Raw genomic sequence first — 22,589 nt, 5'->3', positions numbered from 1 at the left:
AAAAACACTATTTTTAATATAAATGAATGAAATGGAGGAATATGATTATGTCAGATATTAAAATTATTTTGCCTGATGGTGCAGAAAAGGTAATGCCAGAAGGTGTTTCAACAAAAGATGTGGCTGAAAGCATCAGTAAAGGATTAGCGAAAAAAGGGTTAGCAGGAAAATTTAATGGCAAACTTGTGGATTACAGTCGACCATTAGAAGAAAACGGCACATTAGAAATCATTACGCCAGACCATGAAGATGCTTTACAGATAATCCGTCACTCAAGCGCTCATTTAATGGCAAATGCTTTGAGAAGATTGTATCCTGATATTAAATTTGGTGTAGGACCAGCAATCGATACAGGTTTTTATTATGATTCAGATACTCAAACACCAATTACAGAAGATGATTTACCAAAAATTGAAGCAGAAATGATGGCAATTGTTAAAGAAAATAACCCAATTGTTCGCAAAGAATTAACTCGCGCAGAAGCATTGGATGTTTTTAAAGATGATTCTTATAAAGTGGAATTGATTACAGCCTTACCTGAAGACGAAAAAATTACCGTGTATAGTCAAGGTGACTTTGTTGATTTATGTCGTGGCGTCCACGTTCCAACTACAGGTAGAATTCAAGTTTTCAAACTGTTATCCCTTGCTGGAGCTTACTGGAGAGGTAATTCAGATAATAAAATGATGCAACGTATTTATGGGACAGCTTTTTTTGATAAAAAAGCTTTAAAAGAATTTTTACAAATGCGTGAGGAAGCGAAATTACGCGATCACCGTAAATTAGGTAAAGAATTAGATTTATTTATGATTTCACCTGAAGTAGGTTCTGGATTGCCTTTTTGGCTTCCAAAAGGTGCAACGATTCGACGAGTAGTTGAACGCTACATTACAGATCGTGAAATTAGTTTAGGGTATCAACATGTTTATACACCAGTTTTAGCTGATGTAAACTTGTATAAAACTTCTGGTCATTGGGATCACTACCATGATGATATGTTCCCACCAATGGATATGGGTGATGGCGAGATGTTGGTATTGCGTCCAATGAACTGTCCACATCATATGATGGTTTATAAGAACGACATTCATAGTTACCGTGAGTTGCCAATTAGAATTGCTGAATTAGGACAAATGCACCGTTATGAAAAAAGTGGCGCACTTTCAGGTTTACAACGCGTGCGCGAGATGACTTTAAATGACGGGCACACGTTTGTACGCCCTGATCAAATTCAAGAAGAATTCTTGCGTACGATTGAATTAATGTTAGCTGTGTACGAAGATTTTAATATTACGGATTACCGTTTCCGTTTAAGTTATAGGGATCCTGAAAATACAGATAAATATTTTGATGATGATGCAATGTGGGAAAAAGCTCAAAAAATGATTAAAGATGCAATGGATGAAAAACAACTAGATTATTTTGAAGCTGAGGGAGAAGCAGCTTTTTATGGTCCAAAACTAGATGTATTAGTTAAGACAGCTATTGGGGTTGAAGAAACACTGTCTACTATCCAGTTAGACTTCTTGTTGCCTGAAAGATTTGATTTAACTTATGTTGGAGAAGATGGCGAGAACACACATCGTCCTGTTGTTATTCATCGCGGGATTGTTTCAACAATGGAACGTTTTGTAGCTTATTTAATAGAAGAATATAAAGGAGCATTTCCCACATGGCTAGCTCCTGTACAAGCAACGATTATTCCAGTTAATTTAGAACTTCACTCTGATTATGCTTATGATATAAAAAATAAAATGAATTTATTAGGTATGCGTGTCGAGGTCGATGATCGGAATGAAAAAATGGGTTACAAAATTCGCGCTTCGCAGACACAAAAAATTCCTTATCAATTAGTTGTAGGGGATGATGAGGTAACGAACTCAACAGTAGCCGTTCGTAAATATGGTGAAAAAACAACTCAAGTAATTGATTTAGAAGAGTATTTAGAAAAAACAAAAATAGAAATTAAAAATTTTAGTCGTTAATGGTTTACAAAAAAAAAATTCGTGATATAATTAGAAAGTTGAGAAAATAAAGCAGGAGCCCTCGCTTCTCGCCTGAGTTGACTAAAAGTCTCTGGGCTAGATATAAACGATGATAGCTTACGCATGGCGTAAGTTGGAAATTATTTATAGGCGAGTTCATTGTGAATTCGCCTATTTTTCTGCTGTTCTTTCTCTCAAATCTAATGGAGGTGTATGACCATAGCAAAAGATATGATGGTAAATGACGGCATTCGTGCACGTGAATTGCGCGTTATAGGTAGTAATGGTGACCAACTTGGACTTAAAACCAAGAGTGAAGCATTGTCAATTGCAGAAGCAGAAAACTTAGACTTAGTTCTAGTAGCTCCAACAGCAAAACCACCCGTAGCACGTATTATGGATTATGGTAAGTTCCGTTTTGAACAACAGAAAAAAGAACGTGAAGCCCGTAAAAACCAAAAAATAGTCAGTCTTAAAGAAGTACGTTTAAGTCCAACAATTGATTTAAATGACTTTAATACGAAATTACGCAATGCGCGTAAGTTCCTTGAAAAAGGAGACAAAGTTAAGGCATCTATTCGCTTTAAAGGTCGTGCCATAACTCATAAAGAGATTGGTAAAAAAGTTTTAGATCGATTAGCGTTAGAAACAGCTGACATTGCTAGTATTGAATCAGCTGCTAAAATGGACGGACGTAGTATGTTCTTGATTTTAGCACCAAAAACTGAAAAGTAAGAGTATTTTAAGGAGGAAAAAATAATGCCAAAACAAAAAACACACCGTGGATCAGCTAAACGATTCAAAAGAACAGGTAATGGTGGATTAAAACGTCATCACGCAAAAACAAGCCATATGTTCGCAAATAAATCTCAAAAACAAAAACGTAAATTACGTAAAGCAACTATGGTTTCATCAAGCGATATGAAACGTATTCGTCAACAATTAGCTAACTGGTAATTATTGAATAGTTTTTAAGAACAATAAAATAATAAAGACAATTATGTATAAGAGTTTTCTAAAAAGGAAACATCTTCGAGGAGGAAATTAATATGCCACGTGTTAAAGGTGGGACGGTTACTCGTAAACGTCACAAAAGAATATTAAAATTAGCAAAAGGTTATTATGGTTCAAAACATACTTTATTTAAAGTATCTAAGCAAGCAGTAATGAAGTCTTATCAATATGCATATAGAGATCGCCGTCAAAAGAAACGTGATTTCCGTAAATTATGGATTGCTCGTATTAATGCAGCAGCTCGTCTAAATAACATGAGCTATAGCACATTCATGCACGGTCTTAAGTTAGCTGAAATTGATATCAACCGTAAAATGTTAGCGGATATTGCTGTTACAGATGCAGCAGTTTTTACAGCACTAACTGAACAAGCAAAAACAGCTCTAGAAAATAAATAAATGATAAGTAAGAGGTTAGGACAATAAATTGTCCTAACCTCTTTTTGTTAAAGTAGACCAGAAAAAAATGCAACTGTTAAATGAATCACCCTCATTCACCATGGAGGAGGTAAGAGGTCCCACATCTCAAGAAGATTGAAGTACTATTATTGATTATTCTTCGAAATAGTAGAATTCAAATATTTTTTCAAAAACAAATGTAATAAATAATGAATAAACGTGTTGCTTAAATGATAATAAGATGATAGAATTATTTGAGTAAACTAATATTTATCTCATAAAGAAATTTTTATAATATAAAAACAGGGGGAAAACAATATGAAAAGAAATAAAATGTTGAGTTTGCTTGGTATTACTGCAACTTCTGCCTTGTTGTTGGCAGCTTGCGGCGGCGGAACGGATAGTGAAGATACTTCTTCTTCAAAGTCAAATAATAATGGTATGGATAGCGAACAAGTACTTAATTTGATAGAAAGTGGCGAAATTCCAACAATGGATTCTGTCTTAAATACAGACGTAGTCGGCGGGAATGTGATGAATAACGTTTTTGAAGGACTTTATCGTCAAGGACTAGATGGTAAGCTTGTTTTAGGAATGCTTGAAGCAGAACCAGAAGTTAGTGAAGATAATTTAACATATACATTTAAAATTAGAGAAGATGCAAATTGGTCAAATGGCGACCCAGTTACTGCAGGTGATTTTGTCTATGCATGGCAAAGATTATCTGACCCAACGGTTGCCGCTGCTTATAATTATATGATCCAAGATGTTGTTGAAAATGCAACTGAAATTATCAATGGAGAAAAAGAACCAAGTGAGCTTGGAGCTAAAGCGATAGATGAAAAAACACTTGAAGTTAAATTAGTTCGTGCTGTTCCTTACTTTAAGGACTTGTTGACATTACCAATGTATTACCCACAAAATCAAGCTTATGTTGAAGAGTTAGGTGATGATTTTGCGTCAAATAGTGATAATTTAATCTATAACGGTCCATTTACTTTAACAGAATGGGACGGAACAGGCTTGAGCTGGGTCTATCAAAAGAATGAAGACTACTGGGATGCAGAAAGCGTTAAATTAGATACAATCAATTTTGACGTAGTAAAAGAAACTTCAACAGCTTTGAATTTATATGATACTGGCGGGATTGACCGGATGAAGTTGACAGGAGAATACGTACAGACTCAAAAAGATAATGAAGATTTACTGGTTGAACCAACATCATCTGTTTTCTATTTCAAATTTAATCAAGAAAGAAATGGTGAAGAAACGGATTTAGCTAACGAAAATATCCGTAAAGGACTTGCAATGGCTTTTGATAAAGAGGCTTATGCTAAAACTGTTTTACAAAATGGTTCTTTACCAGCTAATGGTTTAGTTCCTCAAGGACTAGCGGTTGATCCAGATACCGGTGAAGATTTCCGTGATCAAAATGGAGACTTATTAGAATTTAATGTAGAAGAAGCGCAAAAATACTTTGAAAAAGGTTTAGAAGAAATTGGTAAAGATAGCATTACGTTAGAAATTCTTGGAGATGATGGAGAAAATGCTAAAAAATCTCTAGAATATATGCAAGGTCAATTAACTCAAAATTTACCTAATTTAGAAATTACATTACGTAATGTACCTTTCAAGGTTCGTTTAGAAGCAGATTCAAAACAAGATTATGATATCCAAATGTCTGGATGGGGTGCAGACTACGCGGACCCAATTAATTTCTTAGAATTATTTGCTTCAGATAATGGGAACAATAAATCGAGTTATGCTAATGATGAATACGATGCTTTAATTAAGAGTTCTCTAAGCGAAGTAGAAAATTTAGAAGAGCGTTGGGTTGGCATGTTAGATGCTGAAAAAATTCTGATGGATACAGCTGGGATCGCACCAATTTATCAACGTTATAACTCTGTTTTAGAAAAACCATACGTAAAAGATATCGCTGCTCACTTAGTTGGAGCAGAATACTCATACAAATGGGCTTATGTAGACGGAAAATAATAAGTAAATGTATAGATAAAAAAGAAGCAGGTTTACTTGCTTCTTTTTTTTATGTGAAAACACTAATATATTCATTAAAAATACATGATGATGATTTGCGCCATTTTCCTCATGATGATAGAATCAAGTGTATTATTCTTATGTAAAAAGTAAGTATGAAACAATCGATGAATCAGGGGGAAACAAATATGAAAAATATGAAATTATTAAGTTTATTGGGTATTACATTATTATCTACAACTGTTTTAGTTGCTTGTGGATCAAATAATTCAAGTTCTGACGATGGAAAAACAACTAAAGAATTGAATTTAGTTGAAACAGCTGAAATACCAACAATGGATTCAGTTTTAAACACCGATACAGTGGGTTCTACAGTTATGAACAATGTAATGGAAGGATTGTATCGATTGAATTTAGATAACAAACCTGAACTTGCTATGGCTTCCGAAGAGCCTACTATTAGTGAAGACGGTTTAACGTATACTTTTAAAATAAGAGAAGACGCACAATGGTCTAACGGAGATCCTGTTACTGCTAATGACTTTGTTTTTTCATGGCGTCGATTAGTTAATCCAAGTACTGGGTCTCAGTCTGCTTATATGATGGGAGGAATCGTTAAAAACGCTTCTGAAGTTAATAAAGGAGAAATGGAACCAGAAGAACTAGGAGTAAAAGCAATTGATGAAAAAACATTGGAAATACAATTAGAATCTAAAGTACCTTATTTTAAAGACTTGCTATCATTATCCATGTTCTTACCTCAAAATGAAACGTACGTAACAGATAAAGGAAATAAATATGCATCAGATAGCGATAATGCAATTTATAATGGACCATTCGTTTTAACAGACTGGGATGGTACTGGCTTAAGCTGGTCTTACGAAAAAAATGCTGATTATTGGGATGCAGATACTGTTGAATTAGAAGGAATTAATGTGGATGTTGTAAAAGAAACCTCTACTGCTATTAATTTATACGATGCAGGTGAAGTAGATACAATTAAATTATCTGGTGAATATGTACAAACAAAAAAAGGAGATCCTGATTTGGAGTCTGTTCCAACATCTTCTGTTTTCTATTTTAAATACAACCAAGAGCGCAATGGAGAGCCAACAGCTTTAGCGAATGAAAACATTCGTAAAGCTATCTCAATAGGATTTGACAAAGAATCTTATGCTAATACAGTTCTACAAAATGGATCGTTACCTGCTAACGGATTAGTTCCAGAAGGGCTAGCTAAAAATCCTTCAACAGACGAAGACTACCGTGAAGAAAATGGGGATTTATTAAGCTATGATATCAAAGCAGCACAAGATTATATGAAAAAAGGCCTTGCAGAATTAGGAATGGATTCAGTAGAATTAGAATTACTTTCAGATGATTCTGAGAATGCAAAAAAATCTTCAGAATTCATGCAAGGTCAATTAATGCAAAATCTTCCTGGTTTAAAAATAAACATTCGTTCAGTTCCGTTTAATGTTCGACTCGATGTAAATCAGCGTCAAGATTATGATATTCAAATGGCAGGATGGGGAGCAGACTATGCTGATCCAATTAACTTCCTTGAATTATTCAAAACAGGAAACTCAAATAACAAAGCTAGTATTTCTATCCCAGAATATGATGCATTAATTGAAAAAATCGGAACCACAGATCTTGATGATCCAGAAAAAAGATGGGCTGATATGCTTAGTGCTGAAAAAATATTATTAGAAGAAGCGGCTATCGGACCAATCTACCAACGTTATAATGCAATATTGAGAAAACCATACGTTAAAGATGTAGGGACACACTTAGTAGGGCCTGAGTATTCATTTAAATGGGCTTCAATCGCAGAATAATAGTTTGTTTTAAGATAAAATAAATGAATAAAGAAGCAAGAAGAGTGGTAAAACTTTCTTCTTGCTTTTTTAAGTTCATTGTATGAAAAAGGGTTCCTCTTTTATGATTTAAAATGATATAGTATATATAACTATTATATACTGGAGGTCATTTTATATGAACGATAAAGAACTAATAATGTTACAAGAGTTAACAGATGCTAGAGGTGTACCTGGAAACGAAAAAGAAGTACGAGAGGTATTTGTCAAATATGCTGAAAAATCAACTTCTTCAATATCGTATGACGGGTTAGGAAGCGTCATTGCCAAACATATTGGGGATGAAACTGGTCCTAAAGTATTGTTTGCAAGCCATTTAGACGAAGTCGGTTTTATGGTTACAGCGATTACTGAAGAAGGGTTTATAAAATTTCAAACACTTGGTGGATGGTGGTCTCAAGTGATGTTAGCTCAACAAGTTCAGATAACGACTTCAAAAGAAAAAACGTTACATGGAGTTATTGGATGTAAGCCACCTCATGTATTGACGACAGAAGTAAGAAATAAAGCATATGATATTAAAGACATGTTTATTGACATAGGTGCAACAAATAAAGAAGAAGCATTATCTTGGGGTGTGAAACCAGGAGATATGGTAACTCCGTATATTGAATTTAAACGATTGAATCAATCTAAATTTTTATTAGCAAAAGCCTGGGACAATCGCATTGGTACTGCAGTAACTCTAAAAGTGTTGGAAAATATTGCACGTGAAGGACATCCAAATGAGGCATTTGCTGTTGGGAACGTGCAAGAAGAAGTGGGGCTACGTGGAGCAAAAACTTCAACGTACTTAGTCGATCCTGATATTGCATTTGCACTAGATACTGGTACTGCTGGAGATACGCCGGGGATGACTGATAAAGAAGCAGATTCTAAGTTAGGAAAGGGTCCTCAGATTATTATTTATGATGCTTCCATGGTCGCTCATAAAGGATTGCGTGATTTTGTCGTAGGGGTAGCAGAAGAGTTGAATATACCGTTTCAATATACGGTAATTGCAAGTGGTGGAACAGATGCAGGAAGTCAACATGTGACGAGAAATGGAATACCTTCATTGGCAATCACAGTGGCTACAAGGTATCTCCATTCACACACATCTGTTATACATGAAGATGATTATTTAAATACAGTTACTTTGATGACAGAGGTTATAAAAAGATTGGACAGTAAAACTATTGAAAAAATAAAATTTGGATAAGGCAATTAAAGATTCATTAATGATGGTATGCCCTCGATTATCTAACGAAAACGTTCAATGATTAGTTCGACTGTTTAAAGGGGAAGAAGAAATATGAAAAGGGCAAAAAAAAGAATTGCTATTATTGGTGGGGGTATTACTGGTCTGACTACAGCGTACCGTGTTAAAAAAATAATTGAAAAAGAAAATTTACCTTTTGAATTAATCATATTGGAAGGATCTTTAAAAGTAGGCGGAAAAATCTACACCATGAAAACGAAAACGCGTTCCATCGATCTTGGAGCTGAATCCATTGATACAAGATATCCAGAAGCTTTAGAATTGATTAAAGAATTGGGATTAGATGATCAACTAATCTACAGTGAAGGAAACAAACCAGATGTCTTTTTCTATAATCGCTTATATCAACTAAATTATCCAACCTATAATGGCATTCCGGTTAGAAGAAAAGATATATGGAAAGGGAATTTATTAAGTATATGCGGGAAAATAGTAACGTATAAAAGTTACTTTAATACCTTTAAAAAGTTAGAAAAAGATATAGAAACTAGTGCTTACTTAAAACGGCTTCTAGGAGATGAGATGGTTGAACATATTGTAGAACCGTTCTTCACCAAAATTTACGCTAGTGATTTAGACAAAATTGGGATTAAAGCGTCAAAAGAATTAATCTATGAAATTGAAATGAAGTATGGCAGTTTACAAAAAGGTTTAGCTGCTCATCCAGAACTATTAGATGGTTCTGGTAACTATATGACTTTCAAAAATGGATTATCTGTATTAACTAATGCTCTGGAAAAAATATTGAAACCTCATATTCAGTATAGAAAAAAAGTTTTTGAAATTAAAAAGAATGATGAAGATATGTATATCTTAGATATAAATCATACAGAGCAAGTTAGAGTGAGTGCAATTTGTATAGCAACTCCGATAACCGAATATTTTAAATTGATTGATCATCCCGAAATATATAAAATTTTTAGTAAAATAGAAACAGCATCAGTAGGTTACATTATTTTTGCATTTTCAAAAGAAGCCATTAAAAATATGCCAGCAGGCTTCGGAATTGTAACACCAAGAAGAAGTGATTCTTTTGTTACATCAGTTGTTTTCTTAGACAAAAAATGGCCAACTTTAAAAAGAAATGAGGAAGTTTTAATCGGAGTCAATTTTGGTCGCGATGGAGAAGATGCCTTAGTATCTTTGAGCAATAAAGAAATTGAACAGTCTATTTTAAAGGATTTAGGTATTATATTAGGAATTACTGAAAAGCCTTTGTTTAGAATTATCAAACGATGGGCTAATGCTATTCCTCAATTTACAATCACTCAAGAAGAAGATATTCAACACGCTAAAAAGATTTTGTCTGATGAATACCCAGGAGTCTATATTGCAGGTCAAGGTTTAGCCGGATTTAGTATTAACCACTGTATTCAACAAGCTAATGATGTCGGAACTCAAATTATTGAGTATGCAAAAAAACAAAATTGTTTATAAGATAGTAGATTTAATAATGAAATAACCTGAAATAAAAAGTCTTTTTTACGTTTAAAAGGCTTTTTTATTTTAAATAAGTTCAGAGTGTTGTAAGGTAATAAAATAAGTTGGAAAAGGAGAATGTAATGATGAAATTAACTATTTTAGGTTACTGGGGTGGCTATCCTACAAGAAATGAAGGAACAAGTTCTTATTTATTAGAGTCAGGCGACTATCATCTATTGGTTGATGCTGGTAGTGCTTCGTTAATTGCACTTGAAAAACATCTTGATCCTTTAGAACTGGATGCTTTGCTTTTGACACATTATCATGCGGATCACATTGCAGATGTAGGAGTTTTACAATATACGAGACAATTAAAAAGATTAGATAATAACGAAAGAAGAGCATCAGTTCTACCTATCTATGGTCATCAAGAGGATATAGAGAACTTTAGTCGGCTAACAATGGACCGGATAACAAAAGGAGTAGGATACTCAAAAGATGATGTACTAACTGTTGGACCTTTCGAGATTACGTTTATGAAGACCTTACATCCAGTTCCTTGTTATGCTATAAGAGTTAAAGAAATAAATACTGGAAGAGTATTGGTCTTTACTGCTGATTCAGGATATTTACCACAGTTTATCCCATTTAGCCAAGATGCGGATGTTTTATTAGCAGATACTAACTTTTTTAAAGGAATGGAAAATCATCGTGTTCATATGACTTCAATCGAAGTGGCTAGAATTGCAAAAGAAGCAAAAATTCCAAAACTAATTTTAACCCATTTGCCTCAAGAAGCAGATTTAGATTTGCTGAAAGCACAAGCAATTAATGAGTCCCCTAAGACTGAAGTTATTTTAGCCAAAAAAGATTTGATTATACACATCTAAGGGATATGTAAAATATAAGTACGGATGAATTGCGTACTAAAGAAAAGAGGAACAAAAGATGTATTATGTAGCAAATGAGCGTAATGGAAAAGAAATTACTGATCCAAGGATTAATTTAGCAATAGAAACATTCTTATTAAAAAATGTTTTGTTAGAGGAACCCGTTTTACTTTTTTATATTAATGAACCGTCTATTATAATAGGACGTAATCAAAATACTATTGAAGAAATAAATATGGAATATGTTGAAAAAAATAATATTCACGTTGTAAGACGTTTATCAGGTGGAGGAGCAGTTTATCATGATTTTGGAAATCTTTCATTTTGTTTTATCAAAAAAGATGATGGGAATTCCTTTAGAGATTTCGGGAAATTTACGGAACCAGTGATACAATCCTTACACAAAATGGGGGTCGAGGGAGCGGCTTTAATCGGACGGAATGACTTAGTAATTGATGGTCAAAAATTTTCCGGGAATGCTATGTATTCGACAAATGGGCGTATGACTGCTCATGGCACATTAATGTTTGATAGTGATATAGAAGCAGTTGTAGGAGCGTTGAAGGTTAGGAAAGACAAAATTGAATCTAAAGGAATAAAATCAATCAGAAGCCGTGTAACAAATATCCGGCCTTATTTGTCTGAAGAGTATCAATATATGACAACCAAAGAATTTCGTGATAAATTGTTAATAAATATCTTTGATGTTGATTCTAAAAAAGATATCAAAGAATATAAACTAACGGAGCAAGACTGGAAAGAAATTGAAAAAATTTCTAATGACTATTTTAGAAATTGGGATTGGAATTATGGGAAGTCTCCTAAGTTTGAATTAATTCGCCGTTACCGTTTTCCTATCGGATCAGTTGAATTTCAATTGAATGTTGAAAAAGGCAGAATACAAAATGTACGAATATACGGAGACTTTTTTGGATTAGGTGAAATTTCAGACGTTGAAGAAAAACTAAAAAACATAAAATATGAACAGGATGCTATCGAAGAAATATTTAGTGAAATTGATATTCAAAAATATTTTGGGAATATTACTAAAGAAGAATTGATCAACTTGATTTATTAAGCACATAAAGAAGTTAGGAATACCTCCACTGAGGGTGCGTCTATTCCTAACTTTTTTTGAACAGTTTAATAATTTTTAAGTAAAGTAGTAAAAAAGCAAAGCTATTAAGCTAATGAATAGTAGGGATATTCCAATTTTTAAAGGGAATTTATATCCTTGCCCGACAGACTTAGATAATGGAATATCCTCAAGTTCTTCTGAGTTTTCTTCTCGACGCATTTTTGCTGTTACTTTTTTCATACTATAATGAAAGAAATCAAATGCACCTGAATATAATACCGCCCAAAAAAGACTAATGATTAAAAAAAGACTAGCAGCGACAAAAGTAATATTTGTGGTCTGCAAAAAACTAATATTTCGGTAAATAATTAATTCTAAAACTAAACATAAGATGAAAATAATACTAGTCAATTTAATAACAGTAAATTTGATTTTCATTTTAGACCTCCTAGTAGTGAGTGATAAGTTTCAATTTACAGTATATTCAAATAAAATACAATAATAAAATTAAAGTAAAAATTTAATGATAAAATGGCTAGAAAACCAGTGATTCCGCCATTTCTTTTTAATCTTGTTTTTTTAAAATATAATTTTTTTAAAAAAACTTTTGCATTTATCCCTGTAACACGCTATTCTATATAGTATATTCTCTTTTTGAATAAAAAAAATGAATTACTGGAGGTGCTTAAATCGATGAAAAATTATGCTAAATATCTTGGTAAACGTTTCTTATATATGTTGTTGACATTATTCTTAATTGCATCGATCACGTTCTTCTTAATGAAGCTTTTACCGGGAACTCCATATAGTAACCAGGACAAGCTATCAGAAGAACAAATTTTCATCATGAACGAAAAGTATGGATTAAACGAGCCACTTCCGATTCAATACTTAGTCTATATGACAGGTTTGTTACAAGGAGATTTAGGGACCTCTTTCCAATTTAATAATACTCCTGTAACTGAATTATTATCAACCAGAGTAGGACCCTCCTTACAGCTAGGAATTCAAGCTGTTGTGTTAGGAACCACCCTAGGAATTATTCTAGGTGTTATAGCGGCCATGAACCAAAATACATGGATAGACACTACAGCGACCTTTACGGCAATACTTGGTCGATCAATACCTAACTTTGTTATAGCGGTATTGCTACAGTTAATTTTTGGTGTTTACCTGAAGTGGTTCCCTATTGCTCTTTGGAACGATGGATTCCAATCATCAGTATTGCCAACCCTTGCCCTAGCTATTTCGCCACTTGCTGATTCAGCTCGTTTTATTCGTACTGAGATGGTAGAAGTACTGGGCAGTGACTACGTTGAATTAGCACGTGCTAAGGGACTAAGTCGTTGGACAGTAGCGTTCAAGCACGGTGTTCGTAATGCATTAATACCTTTAGTAACAATTTTAGGCCCCATGGCAGTTGCTTTAATGACTGGGTCAATGGTAGTAGAAAACATTTTTGCAATACCAGGAATTGGCGAGCAATTCGTAAAATCAATTTTGACAAATGATTATCCAACAATTATGGGTGTAACCATTTTATACTCAGCAATGTTAGTGGGTATTATTTTAGTAGTCGATGTTTTATACGGTGTAATCGATCCGCGTATTCGTGTTGCAACTGAAGGAGGAGACAATTAAATGAATAAATCAAAACAAACAGTTGTTGATGAAACAACTAAACTGTCTCCTGAAATGTTTAATCCAGCTGGTAGCTCAGATAAAGGAGACAATGAAAAAATAACAGCACCGTCATTGAGCTTCTTAGAAGATTCTTGGAGACGACTAAAAAAGAATAAAGCTGCGGTTATTAGCTTGTTCGTATTAATTATCTTTATCCTTTTAAGTGTTTCAGCACCAATAGTTTCGCCTCATAATCCTGATATTCAAGTAGTTTCGCACGCAAACTTGCCACCTAGAATTCCAGGTATCAATATTAATGGATTAAATGGTACACAAGTTGTTGGAGACACGAGAGTTGACAAGTATGAACAAAAAAATGTAGCTGAAGACGTGAATTATTATCTAGGAACAGATGGTTTAGGACGAGATTTACTTTCTCGTATTTTACATGGGACTCGCGTTTCTTTATTAATTGCTTTTGTAGCAGCATTATTTGATTTAACGATAGGCGTCGTCTACGGTCTAGTTTCTGGCTGGGTTGGTGGAAGAGTTGACAACGGAATGCAACGTTTATTAGAAATATTATCAGGTGTACCAAATTTAGTTGTTGTTATTCTAATGTTGCTTATTTTAAATCCAGGTATTCAATCAATCATCATCGCACTAGCCATTACCGGTTGGATTTCAATGGCACGTGTCGTTAGAGCTCAAACATTAAAATTGAAAAATCAAGAATATATTTTAGCAGCTCAAACCTTGGGTGAATCACCCATCAAAATTGCATTTAAACACTTAATACCAAATCTATCAGGTATCATCATCATTCAAACGATGTTTTCGATTCCGGCTGCCATTTTCTTTGAAGCTTTCTTAAGTTTCATCGGTATAGGTATCCCGGCGCCTACAGCATCACTTGGAACGTTAATTAACGATGGATATAAAACTTTCCGCTTCTTGCCTCATTTAATGTGGTATCCAGCAGCAGTTATTTGTATCTTGATGATTTCATTTAACTTGTTAGCTGATGGTTTACGAGATGCATTTGATCCAAAAATGAAAGATTAGCGAGGTGAAAACGAATGACTAATGTATTGGAAATCAAAAATTTAAATATCACATTCGACACCTACGCTGGTAAAGTAAAAGCTATCCGTGGTGTCAGTTTTAACTTAAAAAAAGGTGAAACATTGGCAATCGTAGGTGAGTCAGGATCTGGGAAATCAGTTACGACTCGTAGTATTATGCGTTTACTTTCTCAGAATGCGAATGTCGAAGATGGATCAATTCTTTTTAATGGTGAAGATTTAATCAAAAAGTCTGAAAAAGAGATGCAACAAATTCGTGGTAAAGATATCGCTATGATTTTTCAAGATCCAATGACGTCACTTAATCCTACAATGACAATTGGGAAACAAGTATCGGAACCGATTCGTCTTCATCAAAAATTAAGTAAGCAAGACTCTTTTAAAAGAGCTCTTGAATTATTAAACTTAGTAGGGTTGCCAGAAGCTGAAAAGCGTATGAAACAATATCCACATCAATTTTCAGGGGGACAACGCCAAAGAATCGTTATCGCAATAGCTTTAGCTTGTAATCCGGAAATATTAATTGCAGATGAACCGACAACGGCTTTGGATGTTACCATTCAAGCTCAAATTCTTGATTTAATGAGAGAGCTACAAAAGAAAATATCGACTTCAATTATTTTTATTACTCACGATTTAGGAGTAGTTGCAAGTGTTGCTGATCGAGTAGCCGTGATGTACGCAGGAAAAATTGTAGAGATAGGAACAGTTGATGAGATTTTTTACAATCCACAGCATCCTTATACATGGGGATTAATTAGTTCTATGCCAACACTAGAAGTTAAAGAGGCGCTGTATGCTATTCCAGGAACACCACCAGATTTATTGGATCCGCCAGTAGGAGATGCATTTGCTCCTCGGAATGAATTTGCCATGAAGATTGATACTGAACTTGAACCGCCTTTATTTAAAGTATCTGATACCCATTATGCAGCTACGTGGTTATTGCATCCTGATTCTCCAAAGGCCAATCCACCTGCTGAAATTAGAGCAAGACAAGCAGTTTATGAAGAAAAATTTGCTAATCATTATAGCAAGAACGAAACCTCCATTTTTGATTCTGAAAATGAAGTAAAGGGAGGCGTTTAAAAATGGAGCAAAAAGAGAAGATTTTAGAAGTTAAAAATTTAAAACAATACTTCAATGAAGGCACAAAAAATGAAGTGCGTGCTGTAGATGACATAACTTTCAATATTTTCAAAGGAGAAACTTTTGGTTTAGTTGGTGAATCTGGTTCTGGAAAATCAACAACAGGACGTTCTATTATTAGACTGTACAATCCAACTGATGGAGAGATTGATTTTGAAGGTACGAAAGTCCATAGCATAAAAGGCAAAAAAGATATGTTGAAATTTAGAAGAGATATGCAGATGATCTTTCAAGATCCCTATGCCTCTTTAAATCCTAAAATGAAAATTCGTGATATTATTGCTGAAGGTATCGATATACATGGTTTGGCTTCATCAAAAGAAGATCGCAATCAACAAGTTGATGAATTGCTTAAAACGGTTGGGTTGAATCCGGATCATGCATCACGTTATCCGCACGAATTTTCAGGCGGCCAACGTCAAAGAATTGGGATTGCAAGAGCATTAGCAGTTAAGCCTAAATTTATTATTGCAGATGAACCTATTTCGGCACTAGACGTCTCTATTCAAGCACAAGTAGTGAATTTATTAATGGAGTTACAAAAAACAAAAGATTTAACTTTTTTATTCATCGCTCATGATTTATCAATGGTAAAATACATTAGTGATCGTATAGGTGTAATGAATAGTGGGAAATTACTTGAATTAGCGGCTGCTGATGAGGTATATAATAAACCTTTGCATCCTTATACTGAAAGTCTACTTTCTGCTGTTCCGTTACCCGATCCAGAATATGAACGTAACCGTATTCGTACACCCTATATTCGTAGAGAAGTAAATAGCGAACCAGAAGCTTTAAGAGAAATAACTCCTGGTCATTTCGTTTACTGTCGCGAATCAGATATTCCTGCACTACAAGAAAAAAAGGCGAATTACACGAAATGAAAAAATATCAAAATACATGTTAATTTGAAGACGAAAGTCTCATTTTAAGGTGTATTTTTTTATTATTACATTTTATAAAATATCTTATTATAATGATTATAAATATCTGCATTTAAATAGTAAGTGCTAATCATATAACGTTTTTTTGGTTATTAATGCGAATAAACAAAAAAAATCAAGTTTAAAGGTCTATTTATTTTTTAAAAGTGACGGAAAAATGACGAAAAGTGTAGTAATTTCTTGGAATATGATATATAATAAATAGAGTAAGCTAGCAAGTTAAAGGTGCCATTAATAGTTACTATTTATTGACTAGATCAATCCGAATAAAAAGGGGAGAATAACATATGGTTACAATTTATACATCACCAAGTTGTACTTCATGTCGAAAGGCTCGTGCTTGGCTAGAAGAAAACAACATTACTTACAAAGAACGAAATATTTTTTCAGAGCCGTTGGATATTCCTGAGATTAAATCTATTTTACGAATGACAGAAGATGGAACTGAAGAGATTATTTCTACAAGATCGAAGGCTTTTCAAGAGTTAAATATTGATTTGGAAGAATTACCACTTCAAGAACTTTTTGCTCTGATTCAAGAAAATCCTGGATTGTTGCGTCGTCCGATTATGGTAGATGAAAAGAGATTGCAAGTAGGATATAATGAAGATGAAATTCGTCGTTTCTTGCCAAGAGAAGTACGTGCAATCGAATTGTTACGAGCTCAAAGAATCGTGGGTTACTAAAAATTAATTTAATCAAAGAGAGTTTGTCACTTAAAATTTATTTTATGACAATCTCTTTTTTTGTAAATTTTTTCAAAACTTTGCTATTAGATTACTATTTTCAATACATTTATCTTTACATTTTATATATTTGCTTTAAAATAGTTAGTATGAATATTCTTTATTATCACCAAGGTGAGTAGGGAGTTAAGAAGCGAGGTGTAGGACTATGGAGATGGAACATATAAATGAGAATACAATCCGTGTGCTTATTGAAAGTACTGATTTAGAAGAAAGAGGGATAACCTTTTTAGATCTTTTAGGGAATCATAAACAGATTGAAGATTTCTTTTACAGTATTTTAGAAGAAGTGGATGTAGACGAAAAGTTCCAGGAATCTGATGCTATTACATTTCAAGTTTTACCAAATGGAAATGGATTAGAGTTATTTATCAGTAAGGGTGGTCCGTTAAATGAAGATATTGATTTTTCTTCAGCATCCGGTAATTTTGAAGCAAATGAATTTTCTCAACTTATAAAAAACCAATTAATAGATGATGATGATGATCAAGATCAAGATATTGATCAAGAATATCTAAATGATTCAAGTAGACAAACTCAAGAAGTGGTTTTGAGATTTAATGAATTTGAAGATATGGTCTCATTATCTAAACAATTATATTTAGACAATGCTACTTCCAAACTTTATTGGTATAAAAATAGTTATTTTCTTTATTTAATCTTCTTTACAGAAGAGACGACTGAACGAAGTGTAGAAGATCAAATCACAGTAGCTCTAGAGTTTGCGCAGAGAACCCCTATTACTCAAGGGATTTTAGCAGAGCACGGTAAAGCGATAATGGAAAATAATGCTTTAGAATTAAGTCGTTTTTATTTTAAATAAAACCTATAAAAAAGCAATTTCCAGAAATTTAAATTTCTGGAAATTGCTTTTTTTGTTTTTTGTTTATAAATGTAGCATTTTTTGCGGATACTATGTAAAACCGTATGAATGGAAGTGACTACATGTTAATAGCTTTAAATGGTAAAAACCAGACTATCCATGCTAATAAAGTGAATGAAGAAATAAGAGGAAGAAATCTTTATTATTGCCCTGATTGTAAAGAATGTGTATTTTTAAAAAAAGGTGTATTAAAGGTAGCTCATTTTTCACATTTCAATCAAACTAACTGCAGGTTATTTTCAGAAGGTGAAACAAAAGAACACTTACAAGGAAAGCAAATATTGTATGATTGGTTTATAAAACAAGGGCTTAGATGCGAATTAGAAGCCTATCTACCGAATTTAAATCAGCGACCCGATATACTTGTTTGGGTAAATCAAACAAGAATAATAGCTATCGAATTTCAATGTAGTTCAATGCCTCTAAAAAGAATGGAAAAGAGAACAGCTGGGTATAAAAAAAATGGTTATGATGTTTTTTGGATACTTGGTTCTCAATTTAAGCTTACTGATAAGATAACCGCTTTTCAACGTCTTTTTATATATAGTGATAACCAACTAACATCTAGTCTGTTTTTCTTAGATGTCTCAAAAAAAAATATATATCTATATTCAAATATTCAACAAAAAAATATAACCCAAAGAATAGTATATGATAGCTACTTAATAAATTTAGATTACTTTAAATTAAGTGAGGTTTTAATGATGATAGATAAAATTAAAAGAAATTCAAAAAAAACAAAATATCTTTATCAGCCAAAAGATTTAATACAAAGTCATCTTTTTCTCAATCAAGGGCGAATGTATCAAACTCCTGAAATTGTGTCTTTTCAAAAATATATTTATCAAAATGGTGATTCTTTAATTTCTATTCCGAAAGAAGTCTATTTCAAGGTGCCAGGACAAATAACGATTAAAACACTGCCTCATTTTTGGAAATATATCTTACTTAAATGGTTAACTGCAAATAAAATTAATTCGGTAATTACTTTAAATGAACTGGATAATCAAATAGATGAAATGATAAAAAATAAATCACTAGTCTTTCATCCGATGCCTTTGATTTCATTAGAAGTACAGAAAAAGCCTATTTATTTCTACGTTCAACTCTTAATAGAATCAGCTATCTTAGAGAAAAATAAATCTAACCAATGGGTTTTGATAAAAAAGCCATATTGTTATAAAAATGAACAAGAAAAATTAGCAGCTTTCCAAAAGGACTCTCTTTAATTAATTGAATAATGTGGTAAGATTAAAAAGGATTTAAATTGAGGGAGGACAATACTATGAGTGAATTTAAAAAAATACCAAAACGTGAAGAAGTACCTGAAATGTTGAGTTGGAATTTAAAGGTTATTTTTAAATCAGATGAAGATTTTTTTATATCTTATCAAGAATTAGAAAATAAAATAGTCGGTATTTCAGATTTTAAAGGGAAGTTGAGTAAAAGTTCTGAGCTTTTTTTAAATAGTATCCAATATATCTTAGATGTTTCTAATCAATTGGAAACTATTTATGTGTATGCTCATTTAAAAAATGATCAAGATACAACAAATACCATATACCAAGCAATGTATGACCAAGCATCTACACTAGCTACAAAAATTAATGAGTCTATATCTTGGTTTGAACCAGAAGTAATAGAAATTCCAGAAGAAAAGCTAACAGAATTTTTAAAAGAAAATAATGATTTAGCTATGTATCAACATTTTATTGATCAGTTGACAGCTACTAGAAAACATGTTTTGACAGCCGAGGCAGAATCTTTGTTAGCTGGAGCGGGAGAAATATTTGGAGCTTCAAGTCGGACGTTTAATGTTTTAAATAATGCCGATCTTCAGTTTCCAGTTATAAATGATAAGAACGGAAATACGATTCAACTATCTCATGGTGTATATGGCCAAGTAATGGAAAGTACAGATCGTTCATTAAGAGAGGCAGGTTTCAAAGCATTATATAACGTTTATCAAGGACTAAATAATACGTTTGCAAGTACATTATCCTCTCATGTTAAGTATCATAATTATAATGCATCTGTCCATCATTATCGCTCGGCACGTGAAGCAGCACTGTCTGTTGGACACATACCCGAAGCCGTATATGATACGTTGTTAACGGTAGTTGATGATAACCTTGATTTACTCCATCGTTATGTAACATTAAGAAAAAGGCTTCTTTCGGTTAGCGAATTACACATGTATGATATGTATACACCTATTATGGGAGAAGCTAGTATTAAATTTACTTATGACGAGGCAAAAGAAACAGTTTTAGAAGCCTTAAAGCCATTAGGTAAAGAGTATCAGTCTGTGTTAGAAAAAGCTTTTAATGATCGTTGGATTGATGTAATAGAAAACGAAGGAAAAAGAAGTGGAGCTTATTCATCTGGTGCTTATGATACAAATCCTTATATTTTATTAAATTGGCATGATTCATTAAATCATCTCTACACATTAGTTCATGAACTAGGTCATAGTGTTCATAGTTATTTCACACGAAAAAATCAACCGTACGTTTATGGTGATTATTCTATATTTCTAGCAGAAATAGCTTCGACAACGAATGAAAATCTTTTAACGGAATACTTGTTGAGAACTCAAACAAAACCTGAGGTACGTGCGTACATTTTAAACCATTATTTAGATGGTTTTAAAGGAACCATCTTCAGGCAAACACAGTTTGCTGAATTTGAGCATTTTATACATGAAGAATCAGCAAAAGGTACACCCTTAACTGCAGACTTTTTAAATCAGGCCTATAAAAAATTGAACGACCGCTATTATGGACCATCTGTTTCAGAAGATCTAGAAATCGTTTATGAATGGTCTAGAATACCTCATTTTTATTATAATTATTATGTCTATCAGTATTCTACAGGATTTTCAGCAGCCACTGCACTTGCTGGTAAAATTTTAAAAGATGATTCAGGTAAATCTTTAGAAAATTATTTAACTTATTTGAAGTCTGGAAGCAGTGATTATCCAATCGATGTGATGAAAAAAGCTGGGGTAGATATGACTAAAAAAACTTATATCAAAGAAGCTATGGAGGTATTCAAATTAAGACTAGATGAATTAGAAGTTATTGCAGATAGTAAAAATAGTGAATTGTAATCATTAGGGAGTGGGATATTAAGCGTTTAGACCCGAATTACTTCATGGAAAAGCGCAAGATGGTCATAGACCATCGAACATTATTCGTGAAGTGGATATTGGATTTGCTTTTTGGAGCACGTTCCAGAATGAAAATTCTGATATGTGAAAGAGGCTGAAACATTTGGTTGTGTTCCAGCCTCTTTTCGTATAAAAAGGTATAGTTCAATGAACAGATGAAAAAACCTCCAAATCCACTCATTTGAAGGTCTTTTTATCTATTAAAAATTAGTCGTTTATATCTACAGTTAAATGGATAGTTACTTTTCGTGCTATTAACTTAAAGAACAAACAAATGATTCTTTTTTTTATTTCTACCAGAAAAAGCTAGCTGATTCTTATCTTTGCCTTCATTGCACAATGCTTGTAGCGTTTCAAAATTGATATCCTCTTCAATTAATAATCCGTGATTGGAGCTCTGATCATTGAAGACGACGCAAGAAGGGTTAGAAAGAACATGCATTTCACGCGCTACTTTCTGATCTGCTTCAAAAGCGGTTTTAGCAAATTCTGATTGTTTATCTTCAGAAAACATAGGGATATCTAAATTAGATTTCAAGGCCGTTTCATAAACTAGTTTTTGTGAGAAGGGCTGATTGTCAATCGCAATAGCTTGTTGTAAGGCCATTAAGAATATACGGCCTTTCTTTTTACCTTGCATTGATGCAGCGGCATAAGCTAGACACGCTTCGTAGATTTGAAAGAAATGTTTGTTTCTTAAATCTAAGTCATTTTTGGGTAATTTTTTTGCTTTCATGTAATCAGAAAATGTCTTGAAATTGTGGACAGGGATAAAGTGGAAATGAATTTTTTTTTCGTTTGACTCGATAAAGTCCAACAATCCTTTCTCCGCTTGATAACATGCAGATCCAATAGGGTTGATGAACAAATAAATTTCTGTCACTTGTTTGTATTGATTCCCTTTACTGGAATGCGTACTTGATAACATCTTATTTCACCTTTACTTTGTATAGTATTAAAAACATTGTTGTTTTATTTACAACATACTTATTTTATCAAAGATTCAAAAAAAATAGTATCAATAAGTCTCATACTAGATTTTAAAAAAAGGGTGGCAGTCA

General features: G+C 33.2%; 20 protein-coding genes. 18 read left to right on the top strand and 2 right to left on the bottom strand.

All coding sequences use genetic code 11. The features are described 5' to 3' along the window. Positions 1 to 47: 47 nt before the first annotated feature. From thrS to lplA, 10 genes are all read left to right on the top strand, one after another. Positions 48 to 1,985, top strand: a complete 1,938-nt coding sequence (gene thrS / locus BR44_RS04055; protein WP_034550791.1) for a threonine--tRNA ligase — start codon at positions 48 to 50, stop codon at positions 1,983 to 1,985. Between the two features lie 213 nt (positions 1,986 to 2,198). Continuing rightward, positions 2,199 to 2,720: a translation initiation factor IF-3 gene (gene infC, locus BR44_RS04050; RefSeq protein ID WP_034550790.1), complete on the top strand. Its 522-nt coding sequence runs from the start codon at positions 2,199 to 2,201 to the stop codon at positions 2,718 to 2,720. Positions 2,721 to 2,744: 24 nt separating this feature from the next. Then, positions 2,745 to 2,942 carry a 50S ribosomal protein L35 gene (gene rpmI, locus BR44_RS04045; RefSeq protein ID WP_034550789.1) on the top strand — a complete coding sequence of 66 codons (198 nt, stop codon included), beginning with the start codon at positions 2,745 to 2,747 and terminating at the stop codon, positions 2,940 to 2,942. Positions 2,943 to 3,034: 92 nt separating this feature from the next. Beyond that, complete coding sequence (rplT, locus tag BR44_RS04040; protein ID WP_034550788.1) at positions 3,035 to 3,397, top strand: 50S ribosomal protein L20; 363 nt, start codon at positions 3,035 to 3,037, stop codon at positions 3,395 to 3,397. A 318-nt stretch (positions 3,398 to 3,715) separates the two neighbouring features. Continuing rightward, complete coding sequence (locus BR44_RS04035; RefSeq protein ID WP_034550787.1) at positions 3,716 to 5,395, top strand: peptide ABC transporter substrate-binding protein; 1,680 nt, start codon at positions 3,716 to 3,718, stop codon at positions 5,393 to 5,395. Between the two features lie 188 nt (positions 5,396 to 5,583). Next, a complete protein-coding gene (locus tag BR44_RS04030; protein ID WP_034550786.1) occupies positions 5,584 to 7,236 on the top strand; it encodes a peptide ABC transporter substrate-binding protein in 1,653 nt (550 codons plus the stop codon). A 157-nt stretch (positions 7,237 to 7,393) separates the two neighbouring features. Next, positions 7,394 to 8,476: a M42 family metallopeptidase gene (locus BR44_RS04025; RefSeq protein ID WP_034550785.1), complete on the top strand. Its 1,083-nt coding sequence runs from the start codon at positions 7,394 to 7,396 to the stop codon at positions 8,474 to 8,476. Positions 8,477 to 8,569: 93 nt separating this feature from the next. Then, complete coding sequence (gene hemG / locus BR44_RS04020; protein WP_034550784.1) at positions 8,570 to 9,973, top strand: protoporphyrinogen oxidase; 1,404 nt, start codon at positions 8,570 to 8,572, stop codon at positions 9,971 to 9,973. 128 nt (positions 9,974 to 10,101) lie between these two features. After that, positions 10,102 to 10,848, top strand: coding sequence for an MBL fold metallo-hydrolase (locus BR44_RS04015; protein ID WP_034550783.1), 747 nt, complete (start codon positions 10,102 to 10,104; stop codon positions 10,846 to 10,848). A 58-nt stretch (positions 10,849 to 10,906) separates the two neighbouring features. Continuing rightward, positions 10,907 to 11,926 (top strand): lipoate--protein ligase, encoded by a 1,020-nt coding sequence (lplA, locus tag BR44_RS04010; protein ID WP_034550781.1) that lies wholly within the window; start codon positions 10,907 to 10,909, stop codon positions 11,924 to 11,926. A 75-nt stretch (positions 11,927 to 12,001) separates the two neighbouring features. Here the strand turns inward: lplA and BR44_RS04005 are convergent, their stop codons facing one another. Next, entirely contained in the window at positions 12,002 to 12,364 is a 363-nt protein-coding gene (locus tag BR44_RS04005) for a DUF3899 domain-containing protein (protein WP_034550780.1), read from the bottom strand. Between the two features lie 255 nt (positions 12,365 to 12,619). On the opposite strand from BR44_RS04005, the gene opp3b reads away from it, so the two are divergent. The 8 genes from opp3b (at position 12,620) to pepF (ending at position 21,468) form a co-directional block, all read left to right on the top strand. Further along, positions 12,620 to 13,567 carry an oligopeptide ABC transporter permease gene (gene opp3b / locus BR44_RS04000; protein WP_034550779.1) on the top strand — a complete coding sequence of 316 codons (948 nt, stop codon included), beginning with the start codon at positions 12,620 to 12,622 and terminating at the stop codon, positions 13,565 to 13,567. After that, positions 13,568 to 14,614 (top strand): oligopeptide ABC transporter permease, encoded by a 1,047-nt coding sequence (gene opp3C / locus BR44_RS03995; RefSeq protein ID WP_034550778.1) that lies wholly within the window; start codon positions 13,568 to 13,570, stop codon positions 14,612 to 14,614. 14 nt (positions 14,615 to 14,628) lie between these two features. Then, positions 14,629 to 15,723, top strand: a complete 1,095-nt coding sequence (locus tag BR44_RS03990; protein WP_034550776.1) for an ABC transporter ATP-binding protein — start codon at positions 14,629 to 14,631, stop codon at positions 15,721 to 15,723. Between the two features lie 2 nt (positions 15,724 to 15,725). Beyond that, complete coding sequence (locus BR44_RS03985) at positions 15,726 to 16,667, top strand: ABC transporter ATP-binding protein (RefSeq protein ID WP_034550774.1); 942 nt, start codon at positions 15,726 to 15,728, stop codon at positions 16,665 to 16,667. 347 nt (positions 16,668 to 17,014) lie between these two features. Beyond that, positions 17,015 to 17,413, top strand: coding sequence for a transcriptional regulator SpxA (gene spxA / locus BR44_RS03980; protein ID WP_034550772.1), 399 nt, complete (start codon positions 17,015 to 17,017; stop codon positions 17,411 to 17,413). Between the two features lie 208 nt (positions 17,414 to 17,621). Continuing rightward, entirely contained in the window at positions 17,622 to 18,296 is a 675-nt protein-coding gene (locus BR44_RS03975; protein WP_034550771.1) for an adaptor protein MecA, read from the top strand. Positions 18,297 to 18,418: 122 nt separating this feature from the next. Further along, positions 18,419 to 19,585: a competence protein CoiA gene (locus BR44_RS03970; protein ID WP_034550770.1), complete on the top strand. Its 1,167-nt coding sequence runs from the start codon at positions 18,419 to 18,421 to the stop codon at positions 19,583 to 19,585. A 56-nt stretch (positions 19,586 to 19,641) separates the two neighbouring features. Beyond that, positions 19,642 to 21,468: an oligoendopeptidase F gene (pepF, locus tag BR44_RS03965; protein WP_034550769.1), complete on the top strand. Its 1,827-nt coding sequence runs from the start codon at positions 19,642 to 19,644 to the stop codon at positions 21,466 to 21,468. 319 nt (positions 21,469 to 21,787) lie between these two features. On the opposite strand, the gene BR44_RS03960 is transcribed toward pepF, so the two are convergent. Next, the gene (locus tag BR44_RS03960) at positions 21,788 to 22,456 is read right to left on the bottom strand and encodes a DsbA family protein (protein ID WP_051912497.1); all 669 of its coding nucleotides are present in this window, start codon (positions 22,454 to 22,456) and stop codon (positions 21,788 to 21,790) included. Positions 22,457 to 22,589 lie beyond the last annotated feature (133 nt).

Origin of the sequence: Carnobacterium funditum DSM 5970 (assembly GCF_000744185.1) — a bacterium.
GTDB classification, from domain to species: domain Bacteria; phylum Bacillota; class Bacilli; order Lactobacillales; family Carnobacteriaceae; genus Carnobacterium_A; species Carnobacterium_A funditum.
This window is presented reverse-complemented; position numbering and strand designations above follow the sequence as displayed.